Source organism: Bacillus sp. FS02, from assembly GCF_024398395.1.
Lineage (GTDB): Bacteria > Bacillota > Bacilli > Bacillales > Bacillaceae > Bacillus > Bacillus altitudinis.
The window spans coordinates 2,543,784-2,561,950 of record NZ_CP074101.1; the positions used below are offsets into that span (position 1 = coordinate 2,543,784).

18 protein-coding genes and 1 pseudogene are annotated in these 18,167 nt (G+C 44.2%); 18 read left to right on the forward strand and 1 reads right to left on the reverse strand.

What is annotated here, in order from left to right:
* The first annotated feature begins 153 nt into the window (after positions 1 to 153).
* From KFQ09_RS12850 to KFQ09_RS12865, 4 genes and pseudogenes are all read left to right on the forward strand, one after another.
* Positions 154 to 1,088 (forward strand): annotated as a pseudogene (locus tag KFQ09_RS12850) (FecCD family ABC transporter permease).
* Positions 1,085 to 2,086, forward strand: coding sequence for a FecCD family ABC transporter permease (locus tag KFQ09_RS12855; protein WP_008347766.1), 1,002 nt, complete (start codon positions 1,085 to 1,087; stop codon positions 2,084 to 2,086). The pseudogene KFQ09_RS12850 and the gene KFQ09_RS12855 overlap by 4 nt, the downstream one beginning before the upstream one ends.
* A gap of 16 nt (positions 2,087 to 2,102) precedes the next feature.
* Complete coding sequence (locus KFQ09_RS12860; RefSeq protein ID WP_007500130.1) at positions 2,103 to 2,999, forward strand: iron-hydroxamate ABC transporter substrate-binding protein; 897 nt, start codon at positions 2,103 to 2,105, stop codon at positions 2,997 to 2,999.
* A 145-nt stretch (positions 3,000 to 3,144) separates the two neighbouring features.
* A complete protein-coding gene (locus tag KFQ09_RS12865) occupies positions 3,145 to 3,369 on the forward strand; it encodes a phage holin (RefSeq protein ID WP_008347764.1) in 225 nt (74 codons plus the stop codon).
* 280 nt (positions 3,370 to 3,649) lie between these two features.
* On the opposite strand, the gene slrR is transcribed toward KFQ09_RS12865, so the two are convergent.
* Entirely contained in the window at positions 3,650 to 4,120 is a 471-nt protein-coding gene (slrR, locus tag KFQ09_RS12870; protein WP_007500131.1) for an HTH-type transcriptional regulator SlrR, read from the reverse strand.
* 257 nt (positions 4,121 to 4,377) lie between these two features.
* On the opposite strand from slrR, the gene KFQ09_RS12875 reads away from it, so the two are divergent.
* The 14 genes from KFQ09_RS12875 (at position 4,378) to KFQ09_RS12940 (ending at position 18,079) form a co-directional block, all read left to right on the forward strand.
* Positions 4,378 to 4,839 carry a YveK family protein gene (locus KFQ09_RS12875; protein WP_255835724.1) on the forward strand — a complete coding sequence of 154 codons (462 nt, stop codon included), beginning with the start codon at positions 4,378 to 4,380 and terminating at the stop codon, positions 4,837 to 4,839.
* Entirely contained in the window at positions 4,826 to 5,110 is a 285-nt protein-coding gene (locus tag KFQ09_RS12880) for a YveK family protein (RefSeq protein WP_255835725.1), read from the forward strand. Before KFQ09_RS12875 ends, KFQ09_RS12880 begins: the two co-directional genes overlap by 14 nt.
* Positions 5,100 to 5,783 (forward strand): CpsD/CapB family tyrosine-protein kinase, encoded by a 684-nt coding sequence (locus KFQ09_RS12885; RefSeq protein ID WP_007500133.1) that lies wholly within the window; start codon positions 5,100 to 5,102, stop codon positions 5,781 to 5,783. The genes KFQ09_RS12880 and KFQ09_RS12885 overlap by 11 nt, the downstream gene beginning before the upstream one ends.
* A gap of 165 nt (positions 5,784 to 5,948) precedes the next feature.
* Positions 5,949 to 7,823: a polysaccharide biosynthesis protein gene (locus tag KFQ09_RS12890; protein ID WP_052321046.1), complete on the forward strand. Its 1,875-nt coding sequence runs from the start codon at positions 5,949 to 5,951 to the stop codon at positions 7,821 to 7,823.
* A complete protein-coding gene (locus KFQ09_RS12895) occupies positions 7,789 to 8,928 on the forward strand; it encodes a glycosyltransferase family 4 protein (RefSeq protein WP_050826624.1) in 1,140 nt (379 codons plus the stop codon). Before KFQ09_RS12890 ends, KFQ09_RS12895 begins: the two co-directional genes overlap by 35 nt.
* A 2-nt stretch (positions 8,929 to 8,930) precedes the next feature.
* Positions 8,931 to 9,770, forward strand: a complete 840-nt coding sequence (locus KFQ09_RS12900; RefSeq protein ID WP_052321045.1) for a glycosyltransferase EpsE — start codon at positions 8,931 to 8,933, stop codon at positions 9,768 to 9,770.
* Positions 9,763 to 10,893 (forward strand): glycosyltransferase family 1 protein, encoded by a 1,131-nt coding sequence (locus tag KFQ09_RS12905; protein ID WP_255835726.1) that lies wholly within the window; start codon positions 9,763 to 9,765, stop codon positions 10,891 to 10,893. The genes KFQ09_RS12900 and KFQ09_RS12905 overlap by 8 nt, the downstream gene beginning before the upstream one ends.
* A 14-nt stretch (positions 10,894 to 10,907) precedes the next feature.
* Positions 10,908 to 12,011, forward strand: coding sequence for an EpsG family protein (locus KFQ09_RS12910; protein WP_255835727.1), 1,104 nt, complete (start codon positions 10,908 to 10,910; stop codon positions 12,009 to 12,011).
* 27 nt (positions 12,012 to 12,038) lie between these two features.
* Complete coding sequence (locus tag KFQ09_RS12915; RefSeq protein WP_255835728.1) at positions 12,039 to 13,067, forward strand: glycosyltransferase family 2 protein; 1,029 nt, start codon at positions 12,039 to 12,041, stop codon at positions 13,065 to 13,067.
* The gene (locus KFQ09_RS12920; protein WP_255835729.1) at positions 13,067 to 14,095 is read left to right on the forward strand and encodes a polysaccharide pyruvyl transferase family protein; all 1,029 of its coding nucleotides are present in this window, start codon (positions 13,067 to 13,069) and stop codon (positions 14,093 to 14,095) included. The genes KFQ09_RS12915 and KFQ09_RS12920 overlap by 1 nt, the downstream gene beginning before the upstream one ends.
* 28 nt (positions 14,096 to 14,123) lie before the next feature.
* Positions 14,124 to 15,653: an MATE family efflux transporter gene (locus tag KFQ09_RS12925; protein WP_255835730.1), complete on the forward strand. Its 1,530-nt coding sequence runs from the start codon at positions 14,124 to 14,126 to the stop codon at positions 15,651 to 15,653.
* Positions 15,654 to 15,673: 20 nt separating this feature from the next.
* Positions 15,674 to 16,267, forward strand: a complete 594-nt coding sequence (locus tag KFQ09_RS12930; RefSeq protein WP_017359198.1) for a sugar transferase — start codon at positions 15,674 to 15,676, stop codon at positions 16,265 to 16,267.
* A complete protein-coding gene (locus tag KFQ09_RS12935) occupies positions 16,230 to 16,919 on the forward strand; it encodes an acetyltransferase (protein ID WP_046344511.1) in 690 nt (229 codons plus the stop codon). Before KFQ09_RS12930 ends, KFQ09_RS12935 begins: the two co-directional genes overlap by 38 nt.
* The gene (locus KFQ09_RS12940; protein WP_255835731.1) at positions 16,916 to 18,079 is read left to right on the forward strand and encodes a DegT/DnrJ/EryC1/StrS family aminotransferase; all 1,164 of its coding nucleotides are present in this window, start codon (positions 16,916 to 16,918) and stop codon (positions 18,077 to 18,079) included. Before KFQ09_RS12935 ends, KFQ09_RS12940 begins: the two co-directional genes overlap by 4 nt.
* The last annotated feature ends 88 nt before the right edge of the window (positions 18,080 to 18,167 follow it).

The window sequence follows — 18,167 nt, forward strand, 5'->3', positions numbered from 1 at the left end:
TGATGATTATGATTCTCATTTTCAAACTGACTTTTAATGAAGAAAAGGATGACACCGATTTTGCCGGATAAGCGAACATCTCAACAAAAACGATCATCACCTATTTTGTTCTTTTTATTGTTTTTTCTCGCTGTCATTGGTTTATTGGCAGCTATGTTTTTGGCTGTTTCATACGGTGCAAAGTCATTGTCTTTGCAAACGGTCTGGACAGCTGTGTTTGACTATCAGTCTCATGTGACAGAGCAGCAGATCATTCATGAATTAAGGCTTCCTCGTGTGTTAGGAGCTGCGCTTGTTGGAGCGGCGTTTGCTGTGGCAGGTGCGCTCATGCAAGGCATTACAAGAAATCCGCTGGCAGATGCGGGGATATTAGGCATTAACGGCGGTGCGATGTTTGTAGTCGCTCTCTGTTTTGCTTTTTTTCCAGGAATGCCTTATTCGGCATTGATGTTATTTTCTTTTTTTGGTGCCGTTCTCAGTACACTGCTGATCTTTGCCATTGGGGCGGCTGGCGGCGTGCTGACCCCACTTCGGCTCACTGTAGCTGGAGCTGTTGTTGCCGCATTGCTGCATGCGCTAAGCTCGGGTATCGCCATTTACTTTGATCTCAGTCAGGATCTGGCTTTTTGGTATGCAGGGGTGTGGCAGGTGTCAAATGGCCGCAGCTGATGATCCTTGCTCCAGTCATTCTCATTGTCATCGTTTGGGCGATGTTATTAGGACGATCCCTCTCGTTATTATCACTTGGTGAAGATGTAGCTGCGAATTTAGGGGTGAAAACCCGGCAAGTGCGAATACTAGGTATGGCAGCTGCGGTTCTGCTGGCAGGCGTTTCTGTATCGGCGGTTGGGTCTATTGGGTTTGTCGGGCTTGTCATTCCGCATATTGCACGAAAGCTGGTTGGGGTCAATTATCGTTTCGTCATTCCGATGTCAGCGATTTTAGGCGCAATGCTTCTCGTCTTCGCTGATCTTGCCAGCCGGACAGTAAATCCGCCAAGAGAGCTTGCCATTGGCGTTATGGTGGCACTTGTTGGTGTTCCTTTCTTCTTATATATTGCCAGAAAAGAAGGGAGGAACCTGTCATGAAAGAGAAACGGCGTGCTCTTGTCGTGACAGCCGTTTTGCTTTGTCTGAGTGCGGCTGTTGTGCTGTATAGTTTAAATACCGGCACGCTGAAACTCAGTCCTCTCGTTGTCGTCAAAACGTTATTTGGCTTTGGAGATTTCCAAAGTGAGACGGTGCTGTTTGATTATCGTCTCCCTCGAATCGTCGTGACGATACTAGCTGGAATAGGTCTAGGCATCGCAGGTGGCATTTTGCAGAGTTTATCCCGCAATCCACTGGCCGATCCTGGGATTATCGGTCTGAATGCAGGAGCCGCATTCGGCTTAATCATCTTTGTGACGTATTTTCACGTACTAGAAGGAAATCCATCTTTACTCATTCCGCTCTTTACGTTTGGTGGAGGCCTACTTGCGGCGTCAGTCATCGTTCTTCTTGCGTACGACAGGCATGAAGGGCTTGTACCTATCCGGCTGATCCTTGTTGGAATTGCCGTAGCTGCGGGGTTTAGTGCATTGACGTTATATTTGTCATTGAAACTGGATGAAGATACATACACCTTCGCTTCAAGGTGGCTTGTGGGAAATGTATGGGGAAGAGACTGGATTCATGTGCTTGCGCTCCTACCTTGGATCGTATGTCTTGTCCCGCTTACGCTCATGCAGTCCAGCACACTCAATGCGTTAACGTTAGGTGATGCCGTCGCCTCAAGTGTTGGCGTACGTGTACAGCGTAAACGTCTGTTGTTACTCACCTTAGCTGTAGGTCTAGCGAGTGCAAGTGTATCGATGACAGGCGGAATTGGTTTTATTGGCCTTGTTGCACCTCATTTGGCGAGGCGTCTTGTCGGCTCACTGCACCAATATTTTTTACCAGTAAGTGCCCTGCTTGGGCTGTTGATTCTGGTCAGTGCCGATACAATCGGACGTTCCATATTTGCCCCAAATGCCATCCCAGCAGGTGTGGTTGTGGCTTTTATCGGAGCACCTTATTTTCTCTATTTATTAACAAAAACAAAATAAGAAAGAGGAACTCATCATGAAAAAAGTACTTGTGTTTGGTTTAACGCTCTGTTTTTTGATTCTGGCCGCTTGTGGTCAACAGGAAACAAAGAAGACAACAAATCAAGATGAAAACGGAACACCTAAGATTGCATCCTTGTCGATTCATTTAACAAATGATTTATTAGCACTCGGGATAAAACCTGCTGGCTCTGTTGTAGGGGGAGACTTAAAAGATTTCCTTCCACATGCGAAAAAGCAGCTTAGCCAAACGAAGAAGCTGGGCATCGCAGCAGATCCTGATATGGAGTCATTGCTTGCTTTAAAACCAGATGTCATTTACGTTGATGAAGAACTAGCTGGACAAGACTTATCAAAATACAAAAAAATTGCCAAAACCGAAGTGTTCAATTTAAATGATGGCACATGGCGTGATCACTTGAAAAAAATCGGCAAGCTCGTCAATAAAGAAAAAGAAGCCGATCAATATATTAAGGACTACAATCAAGAAGCAAAAGAAGTCAAATCACTCATCCAGAAAAAGATTGGGAATGGAAAAGTGATGGCAATTCGTGTAACAGCAAAAGAGCTTCGAGTATTTAGTATGAAACGTCCGATGGGGCCAATTTTATACGATGATTTAGGACTGACACCTGTAGATGGTGTGAAAAAGCTGGACAGCAAACGTCCATTTGAAGTCATTTCTCAAGAAGTGCTTCCTGACTTTGATGCAGATGCTATTTTTGTTGTCGTGAACCGTGATGATAAGGCGCAGCAGGCATTCAAACAGTTAGAGCAGACACCGATTTGGAAAGGCCTAAAAGCCGTAAAGAAAAACCAAGTGTATCCGATTGCCGATCAGCCATGGCTTGATTATTCAGCTCTAGGCAACAAAATGGCAATGGATGAAGCAAAAAAGATGTTCTCTAAATAAACAGCACATAAATCAAGGCATCATTCCGCATCTAGGAATGATGTCTCTTTTTTTGATTCATTCTTCTATTCATGCGCTTTTTGCATACATATGAGAGGGAACGAGCAGTATCGTCCGTATGAAAGGATAAGGGGAGGGGTTACAGTTGAAGGTTCAAAAAATTAGTGCAGGCACTATTGCGAGGCTTGTGCTGCTTTTATTGGCACTTGTGAACAGCGCTCTCACTGCTGCAGGAAAAAGCCCAATTCCAATTGATGAAGAAGGTGTGCAGCAATTCATTACGTTAGCTTTTCTTGGCATCACATCACTATGGGCCTATTGGAAGAACAATGATATTACGAAAAAAGCACGAACGAAAAAAGAAGAATAATAGAAAACAGAGCCTTTTCATGCAAAAAGGCTCTCAGCGTGTAGAGAAACCCTCGCATTCGGTGTCAGTCCTGCGCGGGTACTCACGAATGTCAAATTCGCTCCGCAAAAGTAGCTGTCCTTCCTAGACTGCTATCACGCTGAAAAGAAGACAAAGAGCTAAAATAAAGTTCATTTTAGCCCTTTGTCCATAAACTGAAAAGAGCCTTTTCATATAAAAAGGCTCTATTTCATCGAAGCGACAAGCGCCTCTCCCCGCAAATTGGTTTGATCTCAGTGGCTTACGCCCGGTGTTCTCCCATATTGGTAAGAAACGCTTTCACTTCCTCGATGGTTAAGCCAATGGCCTTTGCTTCACTCATGAGACGCTTCCATTCTGACATATTTGAGTCGGTCAGCTTTCTATGATGGACATGCAACGTCTTTCCTTCCTGCTCCTTTCTGTAGGTTTGGAGCAGCTGATACAGTTCTTCTTTAGGCATGCCGGATTGGACGGCATGAACGATATGATCCCGCCACTCCTGTTCACCGCCCTCAGCGTAATGAAACATCATCGTTTCTGCATCAAACAGCTCTTGTAAATCAATGTCTAGTGATGAGGATACCTTTTTTAAAAACTGGACAGATGGATTACGGTGGACACCACGCTCAATTTTACTCAAATACGATTTAGAGACATGGGCATCTTCAGCCAACTGCTGGATTGAGTATCCTTTCCTCTTTCGGTAAATTCGTATCACCTTGCCTATCATTCGATATATGATCTCCCTTCTCCCCGGCGAATCGTTCTGTGACCTTTTCGTTCATTATAAGAAATAAATTGTTCTTTATAAAATTCAAAAACGTAAGAAACAGGAAGTAAACAAAAGAAAACGAACGATTTCGTTCTTTAAAAAGAACTATAAGACCTATTATGACATTTTTCTTTGCGGGTATTATCTTTTATAATCCAATCATTAACAAAAAGAAACCATATATAACCTTTTTATGATGAAATCGGGAGGTATCTATGAATGAGAATATAGGTTTTAAGCAGCTGTTTTCTGTCATAAAAGAGAAAATGGCCCTTCTGATCCTGATTGTCCTGATCGTAACGGGCATTTCAGCCTACTATCAGTTCTATGTCTCGACTCCTGTATATCAGGCAACCACTCAAATTCTTGTTCATAAACGAAGCAGTGATGCACAAGCGAATTTAAACGATATTCAGATGAACCTTCAATATACACGTACCTTTCAAGTCCTATTAAAAAGTCCAATTGTCATTGAAAAAGTAAAAGAAACACTCAATCTTACAGAATCGGCAGAAGGATTAAAACACAAAATTGCCACAAGTACAGAAAATGAGTCAGAGGTCATAAATATTTCTGTACAAGATGAGGACCGAGCGAAGGCAGTAGCCATTGCGAATACAGCCACAGAGGTGTTGCAAGAAGAAATCAAAAAAAACCATGAATATGGATCGCATTAATGTTTTGTCTGAAGCCAAGCTGTCCAACACGATACTAATGAACTCACGTAAATTCGTTCACATCGTTCTGGCACTAGGCGCCTCTGTATTAGGGGGAATGACACTCATTTTCTTAATGAATTTACTCGATGATACGGTAAAACGAACACATCAAATAAGAGAAGAGATCGGATTGCCGTCGCTCGGCAGTGTCTATCAGATGCATGCAGACAGGAGGGCAAAAAAAGACAAGCAGTCCGTCATAACGGGAGGACAGAACATTGATTTTTAAGAGGAAAAAACGAGAAAAAAGAGATTTATCCTGCATTTCTGTATTAAATCCTCACTCTGTCATTGCGGAACAATTCCGAACGATCCGAACGAACATCGAATTCACGTCGATTCAAACGAGGCTGAAGTCGATATTGGTCACATCCTCCTTGCCGAAGGAAGGAAAATCATTTACGGCTGCAAACTTGGCAGCTGTTTTTGCACAGCAGAAAAAACGGGTTTTGCTCATGGATGCTGATTTACGTAAACCAGCTATTCATGAATATTTTGATCTGAGTCCGCACACCGGATTGACCAATGTGCTATTAAATAATTGCACTTTGGAGGAAGCCATTTTGCCTACACCGATTGAGCATTTAGAGCTGCTTCCGAGTGGGACCATTCCGCCAAATCCCGCTGAGCTGCTTTCCTCCTCTGTGATGAAGCAGCTATTTTACGAGATTGAGCAGCAGTATGACATGGTGATTGTGGATTCCACACCGCTTCTGCCTGTAGCCGATGCCAAAATATTAGCGAACCGAACGGATGGAAGCATTCTTGTGGTTTTAAGCGGTAAAACGAAGATTGCCGCTGTGAAGAAATCAAAAGAAGTATTAGAGGGGACGACAGGGAAACTGCTTGGGGCGATGCTAAATGGCAAGAAAGTGAAAAAGGGAAGGCACTATATGTATTAAAGAGATTGATAGGTGATGTCTCCTAATCTTTAACAACGGAGGCACTCGATCCTGCTGTGGGCATGACATATGCCTTAGATGCTCGTCATCGGTAGTGGGATGTGAGGACGGGTTTGATGCCCATTTTACGTAAGAATAGTGATGCTTTAAAAAGGGGGAGGAGCGTTGACTTACGCCCAAAGATTATCAATCATCGTGGCACTAGATTCATATCTCATTTTAGTAGCCGTCTTTTTTGGCTTTCAATTTGTTCAAGAGGCAGCGTTAACCGTATATACATTTGAAATGCTCGTCATTTCTTCGCTCAGTCTACTGATCGGGCACCATTTGTTTTCGTATATTTTTCACGTGTACAAGCAAGTATGGGCCTATACAGGGGTTAGAGAGCTATTTTCTTTAATGAAGACCTTTGCGTGTTCATTTTTATTTTCCATGACGATGCTGTACATTTTTGTGCAGACATGGCCATTTCGCTTTTTATTTATTGTCTGGCTTTTCCATGTGTTATTCATCGGTGCATCTCGTATGGCATCCAGGCTGTTTCATGATGGTGCGAAGCGGTATCAAGTTGAAAAGGAGCGGGCACTAATCATTGGCGCTGGATCAGCCGGGACCATTATCGTTCGTCAGCTTCAGCAGTCGAGTGATGTACATATTGAGCCGGTCGCTTTCATTGATGATGACAAAACAAAGCATAAGCTTGAAATTATGGGGCTGCCTGTTCTTGGGGGAAAAGAACATATTCAAACGGCTGTTGTGATGATGGATATTCAAAAAATCATTATCGCCATTCCATCCAAAAGCAGTCACACATTAAAAGGACTGTATAAGGAATGTGTAGCGACTGGAATCAAAACACAGATTATGCCGGAAATGGAACAGATTTTAAAAGGAACCCATGCGCTGAATCAATTGCGGGATGTACAGCCAGAGGATTTGCTTGGAAGAGAGCCGATTCAATTAGATACAAGCCGTCTATCCGTTCACCTAAAAGGAAAAACGATTATGGTGACAGGAGCTGGCGGGTCTATCGGGTCAGAAATCTGTCGTCAAATTTGTGTATTTGCCCCTCGGGCGATTGTGCTTGTGGGACATGGAGAATTTAGCATTCATTCTATTTTACTAGAGCTGAAAGAATTGTATGGAGATAGCATTCGCCTATATCCACAAATTGCGGATATTCAAGATAAACAAAAAATGAGTGAAATCGTTGGTCATTTTCAGCCGGATATGATTTATCATGCCGCTGCTCATAAACATGTCCCGCTCATGGAAATTAGCCCGAAAGAAGCGGTGAAAAACAATATTATCGGGACAAAAAATGTGGCAGAAGCTGCACATGAGCACGGAGTTGAAACATTTGTCCTCATCTCATCTGACAAAGCGGTCAACCCTGCCAATGTGATGGGAGCCACAAAGCGGTTTGCTGAAATGGTGATTATGCAAATGGGGGCAAGCAGTGAAACGAAATTTGTCGCCGTCCGGTTTGGGAATGTACTCGGGAGCAGGGGGAGTGTCATTCCAATCTTTAAAAAACAAATTGAAAAAGGCGGGCCAGTGACCGTCACGCACCCAGCCATGACAAGATATTTTATGACGATACCAGAAGCATCAAGGCTTGTTATTCAAGCTGGTGCACTAGCAGAAGGAAGGCAGATTTTTGTTTTAGATATGGGGGAGCCAGTCAAAATTGTCGACCTCGCAGAAAACCTCATTCACCTCTCAGGCTACACCACAGACCAGATTCCCATCACATTTACGGGTATTCGTCCCGGAGAGAAAATGTACGAGGAGTTACTCAACCAGCATGAAAAAGCACAGGAGCAAATTTTCCCGAAAATCCATATCGGCCATGCCTTGGATGGTGATCCGTATGTGCTGAACCGCTTTATTCACGAATTTAACATGATGAGTGACGATCAATTAAGACAGGCCTTGTTTGCCGCCATTGAGTCGCATGATGTATTGCCTGAACCGATGCAACGAGAGGAGGAGCCACTTGCTAATGAAGAAAAAAGTCTTGTTTTGCGCAACGGTTGATTATCATTTTAAGGCGTTCCATCTCCCGTATTTCAGGTGGTTTCAGGAACAAGGATGGGAAGTGCATACAGCGGCAAATGGCCAGCTGGAGCTGCCGTATGTGGATCAAGCGCATTCCATTCCGATTCAGCGTTCCCCTTTTCATTTGCAAAATCGGCTTGCTTATGTGGAGCTGAAAAAGCTTTTAGAAAAAGAGCATTATCAGTTCATCCATTGTCACACACCGATGGGGAGTGTCATTGGCAGGCTAGCGGCGAAAACAACACGCAAAAAAGGGACGAAAGTTCTTTACACAGCGCATGGCTTTCACTTTTGGAAGGGGGCACCGCTTCAAAATTGGCTGCTTTATTATCCAGTTGAGAGATGGCTCGTTCAATATACAGATGCACTCATCACCATTAATGGAGAAGACTATGAAAGAGCCGATCGTCTGTCAAAAGAGAAGGCGGCTGTGCATTATGTTCCCGGTATGGGTGTCGATATGAAGCGATTTGCACCAGTTGATGACAAAGAAAAAGACCGCCTTCGTAAAGCATATGGTTTTACCACGCAAGATTTTATCGTGCTGTGTGCTGGTGAATTAAATGACAATAAAAATCAAGGAATGCTCATCAAAGCTTGCGCGCAGGTGTATCGGAATATACCACAAGTGAAAATTGTATTTGCTGGAGAAGGGACAAGTCGGTCGTCCTATGAAAAGCTGGTCTGTCAGCTGAATCTTGAGGAACATGTACAGTTTGCGGGATTTTGCAAACACATCGAAGATTGGATGCATATGAGCGATGTATGTGTATCAACCAGCTTGAGAGAAGGACTTGGGATGAATCTTCTTGAAGCGATGTCTGCTGAAAAGCCGGTGATTGCAACAGAAAATAGAGGGCATTGTGAGCTCGTCAAACATGGAGTGAACGGCTTTTTAGTCAAACCGCATGATGTGAATGGTTTAGCCGTTTATTTACAGCAGCTCTATCATAAAAAGGACCAGCTTCACCTAATGGGGAAAGCGGGACGTTCTATGGCTCACGCATTTGCACAGGAGCAGACGGTAAGTGCTATGGAGGAAATTTACACAACGTATATGGATCAAAAAGAGAAGGTGATGTGAGCATGCGTCAGCCGAAAGTATCGATTATCATGGGTGTTTACAATTGCCAAGAGACAGTAGAAGAAAGCATTGAATCGATTCTCCGTCAAACCTATGAAAACTGGGAGCTCATCATATGTGATGATGCATCAACAGATGGCACCTATGAAAAAGTGCTGCACTATACCATGCGTGAACCCGATAGAATTCGCCTCATCCGAAATGAACACAATCAAAGACTTGCCGCCAGTTTAAATCGTTGTCTCACTGAAACGAATGGAGAACTGATTGCAAGACAGGATGGCGACGATATATCGGTGTCTACACGATTAGAAAAACAGGTTCGTTTCCTTGATGCACATCCGGAATATGATGTAGTTGGTACGGCGATGACGGTGTTTGATGAGTCAGGGACGAAGGGCGTTCGAGCACTTGTCTCAGAGCCTGATCGAAGGGTGCTGGCAAGAGGAACGCCTTTTTGTCATGGGACGATTATGATGAGAGCGTCAGCCTACAAGGCTTTAAATGGCTATCGTTCTGTCAAAACAACCAGACGGATGGAAGATATCGATCTGTGGATTCGTTTTTTTGCTGCGGGGAGAAAAGGCTTTAATTTGCAAGAGCCCTTATACCTTGTAAGGGAGGATGAAGCGGCCTTTCAGCGCCGGAAATTCCGATACTCAATGGATAATGCCTGGCTTGTTTTAAAAGCATGCAAGCAATTGAAATTGTCGCCGTTTGATTATCTCTTTGCGCTTAAGCCGGTCATCCGCGCTTGTTTGTCGCCAAAGATCATGAGGTTTTATCATCAGCGGAAACTTGGAGGATCTATGGTGAAAAGGAGGACGATTCGGGATGAGTGAGCCAAAGCGTGTACTTCATGTTGTGGGCGGAATGAACAGAGGCGGTGCAGAAACGATGATCATGAATATCTATCGTGCAATCGACCGGAATGTTCTTCAATTTGATTTCATTACCCACCGGGAGGGTGTCTGTGATTACGATGAGGAAATTCGTCAGCTTGGCGGGCGGATTTTTTATGTCCCAAGTATTGGAGCGTCCTCTCCATGGACGTTTGTCCAAACGTTGACGAAGACGATCAAGCAAACGGGACCTTATCAGGCGGTGCATGCACATACAGATTTTCAAACGGGCTTTTCTGCCCTTGCTGCGAAACTGGCAGGTGTGAAGGTACGCATTTGCCATTCACATAATACGGCTTGGAAACAGTCTCCTAGCCGGGTTGATCATTTGATGCTCAAAGGATTTCGTCAGCTGATCTTTGCCTTTTCTACGAAGCTTGTTGCATGCGGTGAAGATGCCGGTGTCTTTTTATTTGGACAAAAAAGAATGCACGATGGACGAGTGGACATTTTACCAAATGGGATTGATTTGGACCTTTTTTTTCAGTTGGAGCCAGAAGCGAAGGTGAAGATGAAAAAAGACCTCCATCTTCACGAGAGAAAACTGATCATTGGACATATTGGGCGATTTCATGAGCAGAAAAACCATGTTTTTTTCATCGAATTAGCGCAGACACTGAAAAAACAAGGGGTCTCCTTTCAGCTAGTTCTCATAGGAGATGGGCCGCTCCGGGCAGTGGTTGAATCGTATGCAGAGAAAGCAGGATTAATGGAAGACATTGTGTTTACGGGCGTTGTCTCAGAGGTTCCGCAGTATATGAAAGCATTTGATGTGTTTGTGATGCCGTCTTTGTTTGAAGGTCTTCCGCTCGTATTAGTGGAAGCGCAGGCATCTGGACTCCCATGTGTGATTTCAGATCATATCACAAAGGAAGTCGATTTAGGCTGTGGGCTTGTGAAAAGGAAATCCTTGCAAGATTCAGCACATGAGTGGATGAAAGCCATACTAGAAGCCTACCATGCAGACCCTCCTCTTCAGGAGACGATTATTTCTCAGCTTGGCCTTAGAGGATTTGATGTGAAACAGAACATCACCCGTGTGATGAATGTGTATGGATTGTAAGGAAGGATTGGCAGATGGCGGTTTATTTGGTGAACATGATCATGGTCTATTTATGGTCGAGCTTTGCTGCATTTTATGGCAGACGTGATGATACCATACAAAGCGGCTGGCGGCCGAACAAGCTTCTGGTGTTTTTTCCGTTTTTATTTCTTTGTATTGTGGCGGGCATACGTTACAAAGTAGGAACTGATTTCGTCACCTATGGACAAATGTATGAGTTCTCCGTCAACTATGACAAGCCTTGGCATATTTTCGGATTCGGTGTAGACAAGGCCGCCACTGATCCGGGCTTTACATTGATCTTGTGGATGCTCAATCAACTGTCACATGAGCCGCAAATCATGTATATCACAGTTGGGATCATCACCTATTTTTTTATTATCAAAACACTTGTGCGATATGGACGGCCATTTGAGCTTAGTATGCTACTATTTCTCGGCACATTTCATTATTACGCTTCGTTCAATGGCATGCGGCAGTATATGGTGGCGGCGATTCTTTTTTATGCCATCCGGTTTGTCATCAAAGGTCAGTGGAAATGGTATTTTCCGCTCGTGCTTGTATGCGCGCTATTTCATTCATCGGCACTCATTATGATTCCAGTCTATTTCATCGTCAGAACAAAGTCATGGTCTTGGATGATGCTTGTGTTATGTATGATTTTTCTAGGCTTAACCGCTCTGTATGACCGCTTTGTCTCCGTGTTTGTCGTGATGCTGCAAGGGAGTTCTTATGGTCATTACGAGGAGTGGCTGACAACGAATACGAATGGAATGAATGTGACGAAAATTGGTGTCTTGATTTTGCCGTTATTGCTTGCGTTCTTTTGTCGAAAACGACTTCGTGAGCTGACGCCAGAGAGTGATTATATTGTGAATTTTTGTTTGCTTGGTTTTTTGTTTGGCATCCTTGCAACGAAGGATGTCATTTATGCAAGATTTCATATTTACTTTGGTCTGTATCAGCTCATTTTACTGCCTTATTTCACACGGATTTTTGATCAGCGAACAAATTTCTTTATGTATATCGGAATTGCGGTTTGCTATATTTTGTACAGCATCATGCTGATGCCGTTTGATTCTTCTGTTTTACCGTACCGAACGATTTTTACAAAGTAGATTTGAAGAAAGGTGGGGCTTGCTGTCATGCCAGCTATCAGTCTATTGGTCGCAGTCTATAACACTAGTCAATATGTGGAGCAGTGTCTTCAATCGATTGCAGACCAAAGCTTTTCAGATATAGAGGTCATCCTCATTAACGATGGATCTACCGATCACAGTGGAGACATCCTTGAAGCGTTTGCTGCGCGTGATGAGCGATTTCGGGTGATTCACCAAATCAATCAAGGGCTGGGAGCGGTGAGGAACAGGGGCATAGAAGAAGCAACAGGAACGTATCTTGCCTTTGTTGATTCAGATGATGTTCTCGCTCCTCAATACTGTGAGGCTTTATATCAAGAAGCCGAAAACACTGGTGCCGATCTTGTTGTTAGTGAATATTGGATTCAGTTTGAACAGTCAAAACGGATCATACCGACGACGCTGTTAGCTCAGCAGAAAGCCGATAAGACAAGTTTAATAGAATCGTTATTACATGGTGAGATCACGGGATTTTCATGGAATAAGCTGTATCGGCGGGCATTTATCGAAAAGCATCATATCCGTTTTCCGTTGAGAGGTGAGCTTGAGAATATTGAAGATCAATATGTCACGCTGCGCTGTTTTTCTTTATCACGTGTCATTGCCTTTGTTCATGAGCCGCTTTATTATTACCGGGTTCATTTGTCATCCATTGTCCAGCGATATCAAAAGCAGTATTTTCAGCATGGACTGGCGTTTTATGACGCGCAGCGTTTGTTTTTAAAAGAGCATGATGAGCTGACACCATATGAGAAGGCTTTTTGTTTTTTTATCGTGAATCATACGCTGCATTGTATGCTCAATGAATGGAAGAGCCAAAATTCCCTTTCCTTTCAAAAAAAGCTTGGTCATATGCGTGAAATGGTGACACATGAAGCTTTTCAGAAGGCTGTGAAACAAGTGGAACCATCGAAGCTGACTGTGCGAAAGCGAATGATCTTATTCCTTGCTAGGCTGCAGTGGGTGTATCCGCTCTCTGCCGCAGCTTCAAGCTATCAAAAATGGATTGAATATCAAACGAGAAAATCGGGGTGATGAGTGTGACATTGCAGCAATTAAAAGCACATGCCGCAGAGTGGCTGCTCTTAAAGGTCAAGTATCCACTTCAATATAGGTTGAGCCGCCAAAGACTGCCAGAGCTGCGTCATCAGAAGAAAATCATTCTCACGCTGCTGCCGGCACATGACAACTTAGGTGATCACGCGATTGCCTATGCCAGCTACTGCTTTTTACAAAAGCACTTTCCAGACTATCAAATCATAGAAGTAGACATGCAGGAGATGTATCGTCTAGCACGTCCACTGAAGCACGCGCGGCACCCAGAGGACATTGTCTGTATCATCGGTGGGGGCAACATGGGCGATTTATATCGATATGAAGAATGGACAAGACAATTTATCATGAACGCCTTTAAGTCCTATCCCGTCATTCAGCTGCCCGCTACTGCTCATTTTACAGAAACAAAGAGAGGGAAAAGAGAAGAACGCCGCGCCATTCAAGCATATCAACAACACCCGAGGCTTCTCTTGATGGCAAGAGATCAAACCACCTATCAATGGATGAAGCAGCATTTTCCTAATAAAGAGGTGTGGAAACAGCCTGATATGGTCCTGACATTAGACGAAACATCGAAGAGTCAAACCCGTAAAGGTGTGCTGCTTTGTCTGCGTGAGGATAAGGAGGCATATCTCACGAAAGAGAAACGAGAACAACTGCAGGAGCATATCAAAGAAACGTATGATCAAGTTGGTTTTATCACAACAACCATTGGGAAGCGAGTGAATCGAACGACTCGTTTAGAGGAATTATCCATGTTATGGACGCAGTTGAGACAGGCACAAGTCGTCGTGACAGATCGACTGCATGGCATGATCTTTTGTGCGATCACACATACACCGTGTGTTGTCATCAGGTCGTTTGATCATAAAGTCATGGAAGGATATGAATGGGTAGCGCACTTGCCATTTATGACCCTTTTGAAGGAACCAACGGAGGAAGCGGTGAAAAAGGCCATTCATCAGCATATGAAAACAAGCGGACAAAAGGGAGAGGAAGCTGGATGAAGGCCCTTAAACACTGCGTGAAATCACCATGAACCGTGCGTTTCTTTACAATGTCAGTGCAAATGTGATGACGTTTATCTTGATGATGCTGATGTCTGTTTGTTTAACGCCTTACATTGTTCATACACTTGGAGTGGAAGCGTTTGGTCTGATTCATCTGACGCAAAATATGATCAACTATTTATCGGTCATTACGGCTTCATTAAGTGCTGTGGTGGTGCGTTTTTTTTCTGTTGCCGCTCATAAAGGAGAGATGGAACAAGCGCAGCGCTATCTCGCTTCCTATTTTGTCAGTTCTCTTTTTTTATCCATCTGTCTTTTTTTACTTTGTCTATTCATGTCTCAGCAGCTGGTTGATTGGCTCCATGTGCCTGCTCATCTTGCAAAAGATACACAGATCGCCTTTGTGTTAGGGGGTCTTTTATTTATGCTCAATTTCGTCATGTCTGGTATTGGGGCGGCACCGTTTTATGCGAACAAATTATATGTATCGAGTGTTGGACAGGCCATTCAGATGTTTGGCAGGGCGCTTGTGATTGTGCTGCTATTTACCGTGACGACACCAGCTATTTGGCATATTCCGCTTGCAGCCGTTATGGGGAGTTTCGCCGCTTTGGGAATGGGTCTCTATTATTTTAAGAAACTCATTCCTTGGTTTTCGTTTAAGTGGCGGTACGTTTCTTTATCTTCAAGTCTCACGCTGGTTCGATCAGGGGTGTGGCATTCATTTGAACAAATGGGCATTTTGTTGTTTTTACAAATCGATTTATTGATGACCAACTTACTGATTGGGGCAGAAGCGACTGGACAGTATGCCGCCATTTTACAATTTCCATTATTATTGCGCACCCTTGCAGGGACACTTGCGATTGTGTTTGCGCCAACGATCACAAAATTATATTCAAACCAAGACGAGCAGGGGCTCATTCAATACGCCGCCAATGCCATGAAATGGAGTGGTTTATTTGTGGCATTCCCCGCAGCTCTGTTAGGAGGTCTTGCCGGTCCGCTCATGCTGTTATGGCTTGGACCAGCCTTTGAGGAGCTGAAATGGCTGCTGATGATTCATGCGGCTTATTTGTGTTTCACGTTGATGTTTTTACCGCTGACCTATGTACCGACTGCCTTTAACCGATTTAAAGTGCCGGCGGTTGTGACACTCATATTAGGCGGTTCCAATGTCCTGTTCGCCTATGTACTGACTCACCTACTTCAGCTCGGGTTATATGGCATTGCATCAGCAGGAGCCGTTGTTTTATTGATGAAAAATATCGTCTTTCTCCCATTGTATACAGCCAAGATCACGAAACAGAAAAGTACCATCTTTTATAAACATACAGTCGTTCCGCTGTTTGGGGCTCTGTTCATATGGGGGATCTGTGCCGGCATTCAGGCTGTGTATGATGTGACGAGATGGTGGGAGCTATTTTGTATTGGCGGAATATGTTTCGTTCTCTACTTAGGCTATTTGTATCAATTTGCAGGAACAAAACAAGAGCGGATACAGCTCATGCGTAAGGTGAAACAAGCTGCTATTGAACGAGCTGTCTCCCGCTAGTGTGGAAAGGAGAAGCAATGATGAAAAGAATAATAGATGTGGTCGTGGCACTGACACTGCTCATCGCAGGGAGTCCTCTTTTCCTTCTCATCTATGGACTCATTCGGTGGAAAATCGGAGCGCCTGTGGTGTTTCGACAAGAACGGCCTGGTCTGTACGGACAGCCGTTTATGCTTTATAAATTTCGGACGATGACCGAGGAACGCGATGAACATGGCGTACTGCTTCCAGACCATCTTCGATTAACAAAAACCGGCGCCTTTATTCGTAAGCTCAGTCTTGATGAATTGCCGCAGCTTGTCAATGTACTCAAAGGGGAAATCAGTCTCGTTGGACCAAGACCGCTTTTAATGGAGTATTTACAAATGTACACAGAGGAGCAAGCGAAGCGTCATCTTGTGAAGCCTGGTATCACTGGATGGGCCCAGGTGAATGGGAGAAATACTCTCTCTTGGGAGGAGAAATTCACCTATGACCTCTGGTATGTAGAGCACCAATCGTTTTGGCTCGATATGAAAATCTTATGGATGACCTTGCTGAAAGTCATCAAAACAGAAGGGGTGCAGCAGCCAAATCATGCAACAGCTGAAAAATTCAAAGGAACTGATACGTAAAGAGCAGCCCATTGGCTTAATAGGGGCTGGCGGACACAGTAAGGTCATTCAGGAGTTGATTTTTTTGCATCCTGAGTACTCATTGTGTGCTGTATTAGACGATCGATTTGAGGAAGCTGACCCTCAAACCGGCATTCTGTATGGTCCGATTTCTATGAGTCAAAAGGTAAGAGATGAAATACCTGATATGCAATGGCTGATTGCCATTGGGCAAAACGAAATCAGACAGAGGATCAAAGAACGTCTCGAATTTGAAGAGAGGGCATTTGCCACACTGATTCATCCAGAGGCAGTTGTGAGCTCGTCAACGAAGGTTGGCGGGGGAACGGTTGTGATGGCAAGGGCTGTTGTGCAAGCAGATGCAGTGATCGGTGAGCATGCCATTATCAACACCGGTTCTATCGTGGAGCATGACTGCTTTCTCGAATCCTTTACGCACCTATCCCCGGGAGCTGTGCTCACCGGCTGTGTCTCTGTGCGAGAGGGTGCTCATATTGGAGCTGGGGCTGCTGTCATACCTGGCAGAACCATTGGAAGCTGGGCAGTAATCGGCGCAGGAGCGGCAGTGACCCGAGATATACATGATCAGAAAGTCGCTGTAGGCGTTCCTGCAATTGAGATCAAAGATCGAAGAGAAGGTGGGAAATCATGAGAGACAGGAAACGAATCTACTTATCTCCTCCTCATATGAGTGGAAAAGAACAGATGAAAATAGAGGAGGCATTTAAAAGCAATTGGATTGCACCATTAGGACCGCTTGTAAATGAATTTGAGCAAGTGGTCGCGGATTATGCAGGGGTGAAGAGAGGAGCAGCATTATCTTCAGGAACAGCAGCCATTCACCTTGCCTTAAAACTCCTTGGCGTTCAAAAGGGAGATATGGTCTTTTGTTCCACTCTCACATTTGTTGCCAGTGCAAATCCTATTTTATATGAACAAGCGACGCCTGTTTTTATTGATTCAGAAAAAGAGACTTGGAATATGTGTCCGCTGGCGTTAGAGAAAGCCTTTGCTGAAACAAAACGACTTGGGAAAAGACCCCGAGCGGTCATTGTCGTTCATTTATACGGACAAAGTGCGAAAATGGATGAAATCATAGCAGTGTGTGAGGCATATGATGTGCCAATCATTGAAGATGCGGCTGAATCGTTAGGCAGTATATATAAAGGAAGAAAAAGCGGTTCAATGGGCAGGTTCGGTGTTTACTCTTTTAACGGAAATAAAATCATTACAACATCAGGAGGCGGAATGCTTGTCAGTGATGATGAAGCAGCGATCGACCGCTGCCGATTTCTCGCGTCACAGGCGAGAGAACATGCCCTACACTATGAGCATCAAGAGGAGGGATATAACTATCGAATGAGCAACCTGCTCGCAGGTGTAGGAATTGCACAAATGGAAGTGTTAGAGGAGCGTGTTCAGCAAAAACGCCGCATTTTCGAGCGTTATCAAGATGCTTTAGCCGATATTGAAGGCCTTCAATTTATGCCAGAATATCAAGACACCACATCAAACCGCTGGCTGACCACATTCACCATTGATCATCATGCACAGATGTCTCCAGTAGAGATGATAGATGCTTTAGAACAAAAGCAGATCGAAGCAAGGCGTGTATGGAAGCCGCTGCACCAGCAGCCGCTCTTTCATGGTTATCCTTTTTATACAACAGCCGATGAAGTCCCTGCATCTGAGTTGTTATTTGAGACAGGTCTTTGCCTGCCATCTGGTACAAGCATGACAGACGCAGAACAGGAGCTTGTCATTGATACATTGTACAGCGCCCTGCAAAAGAAAGCATTATCCTCCACATAGGCTGCTCGTTCATCAGCAGCCTGCCTCTCTTTTTAACAAATCCCTTAATTTATGGAATAATAAGGAATATGCATTGTCATTTCGTATC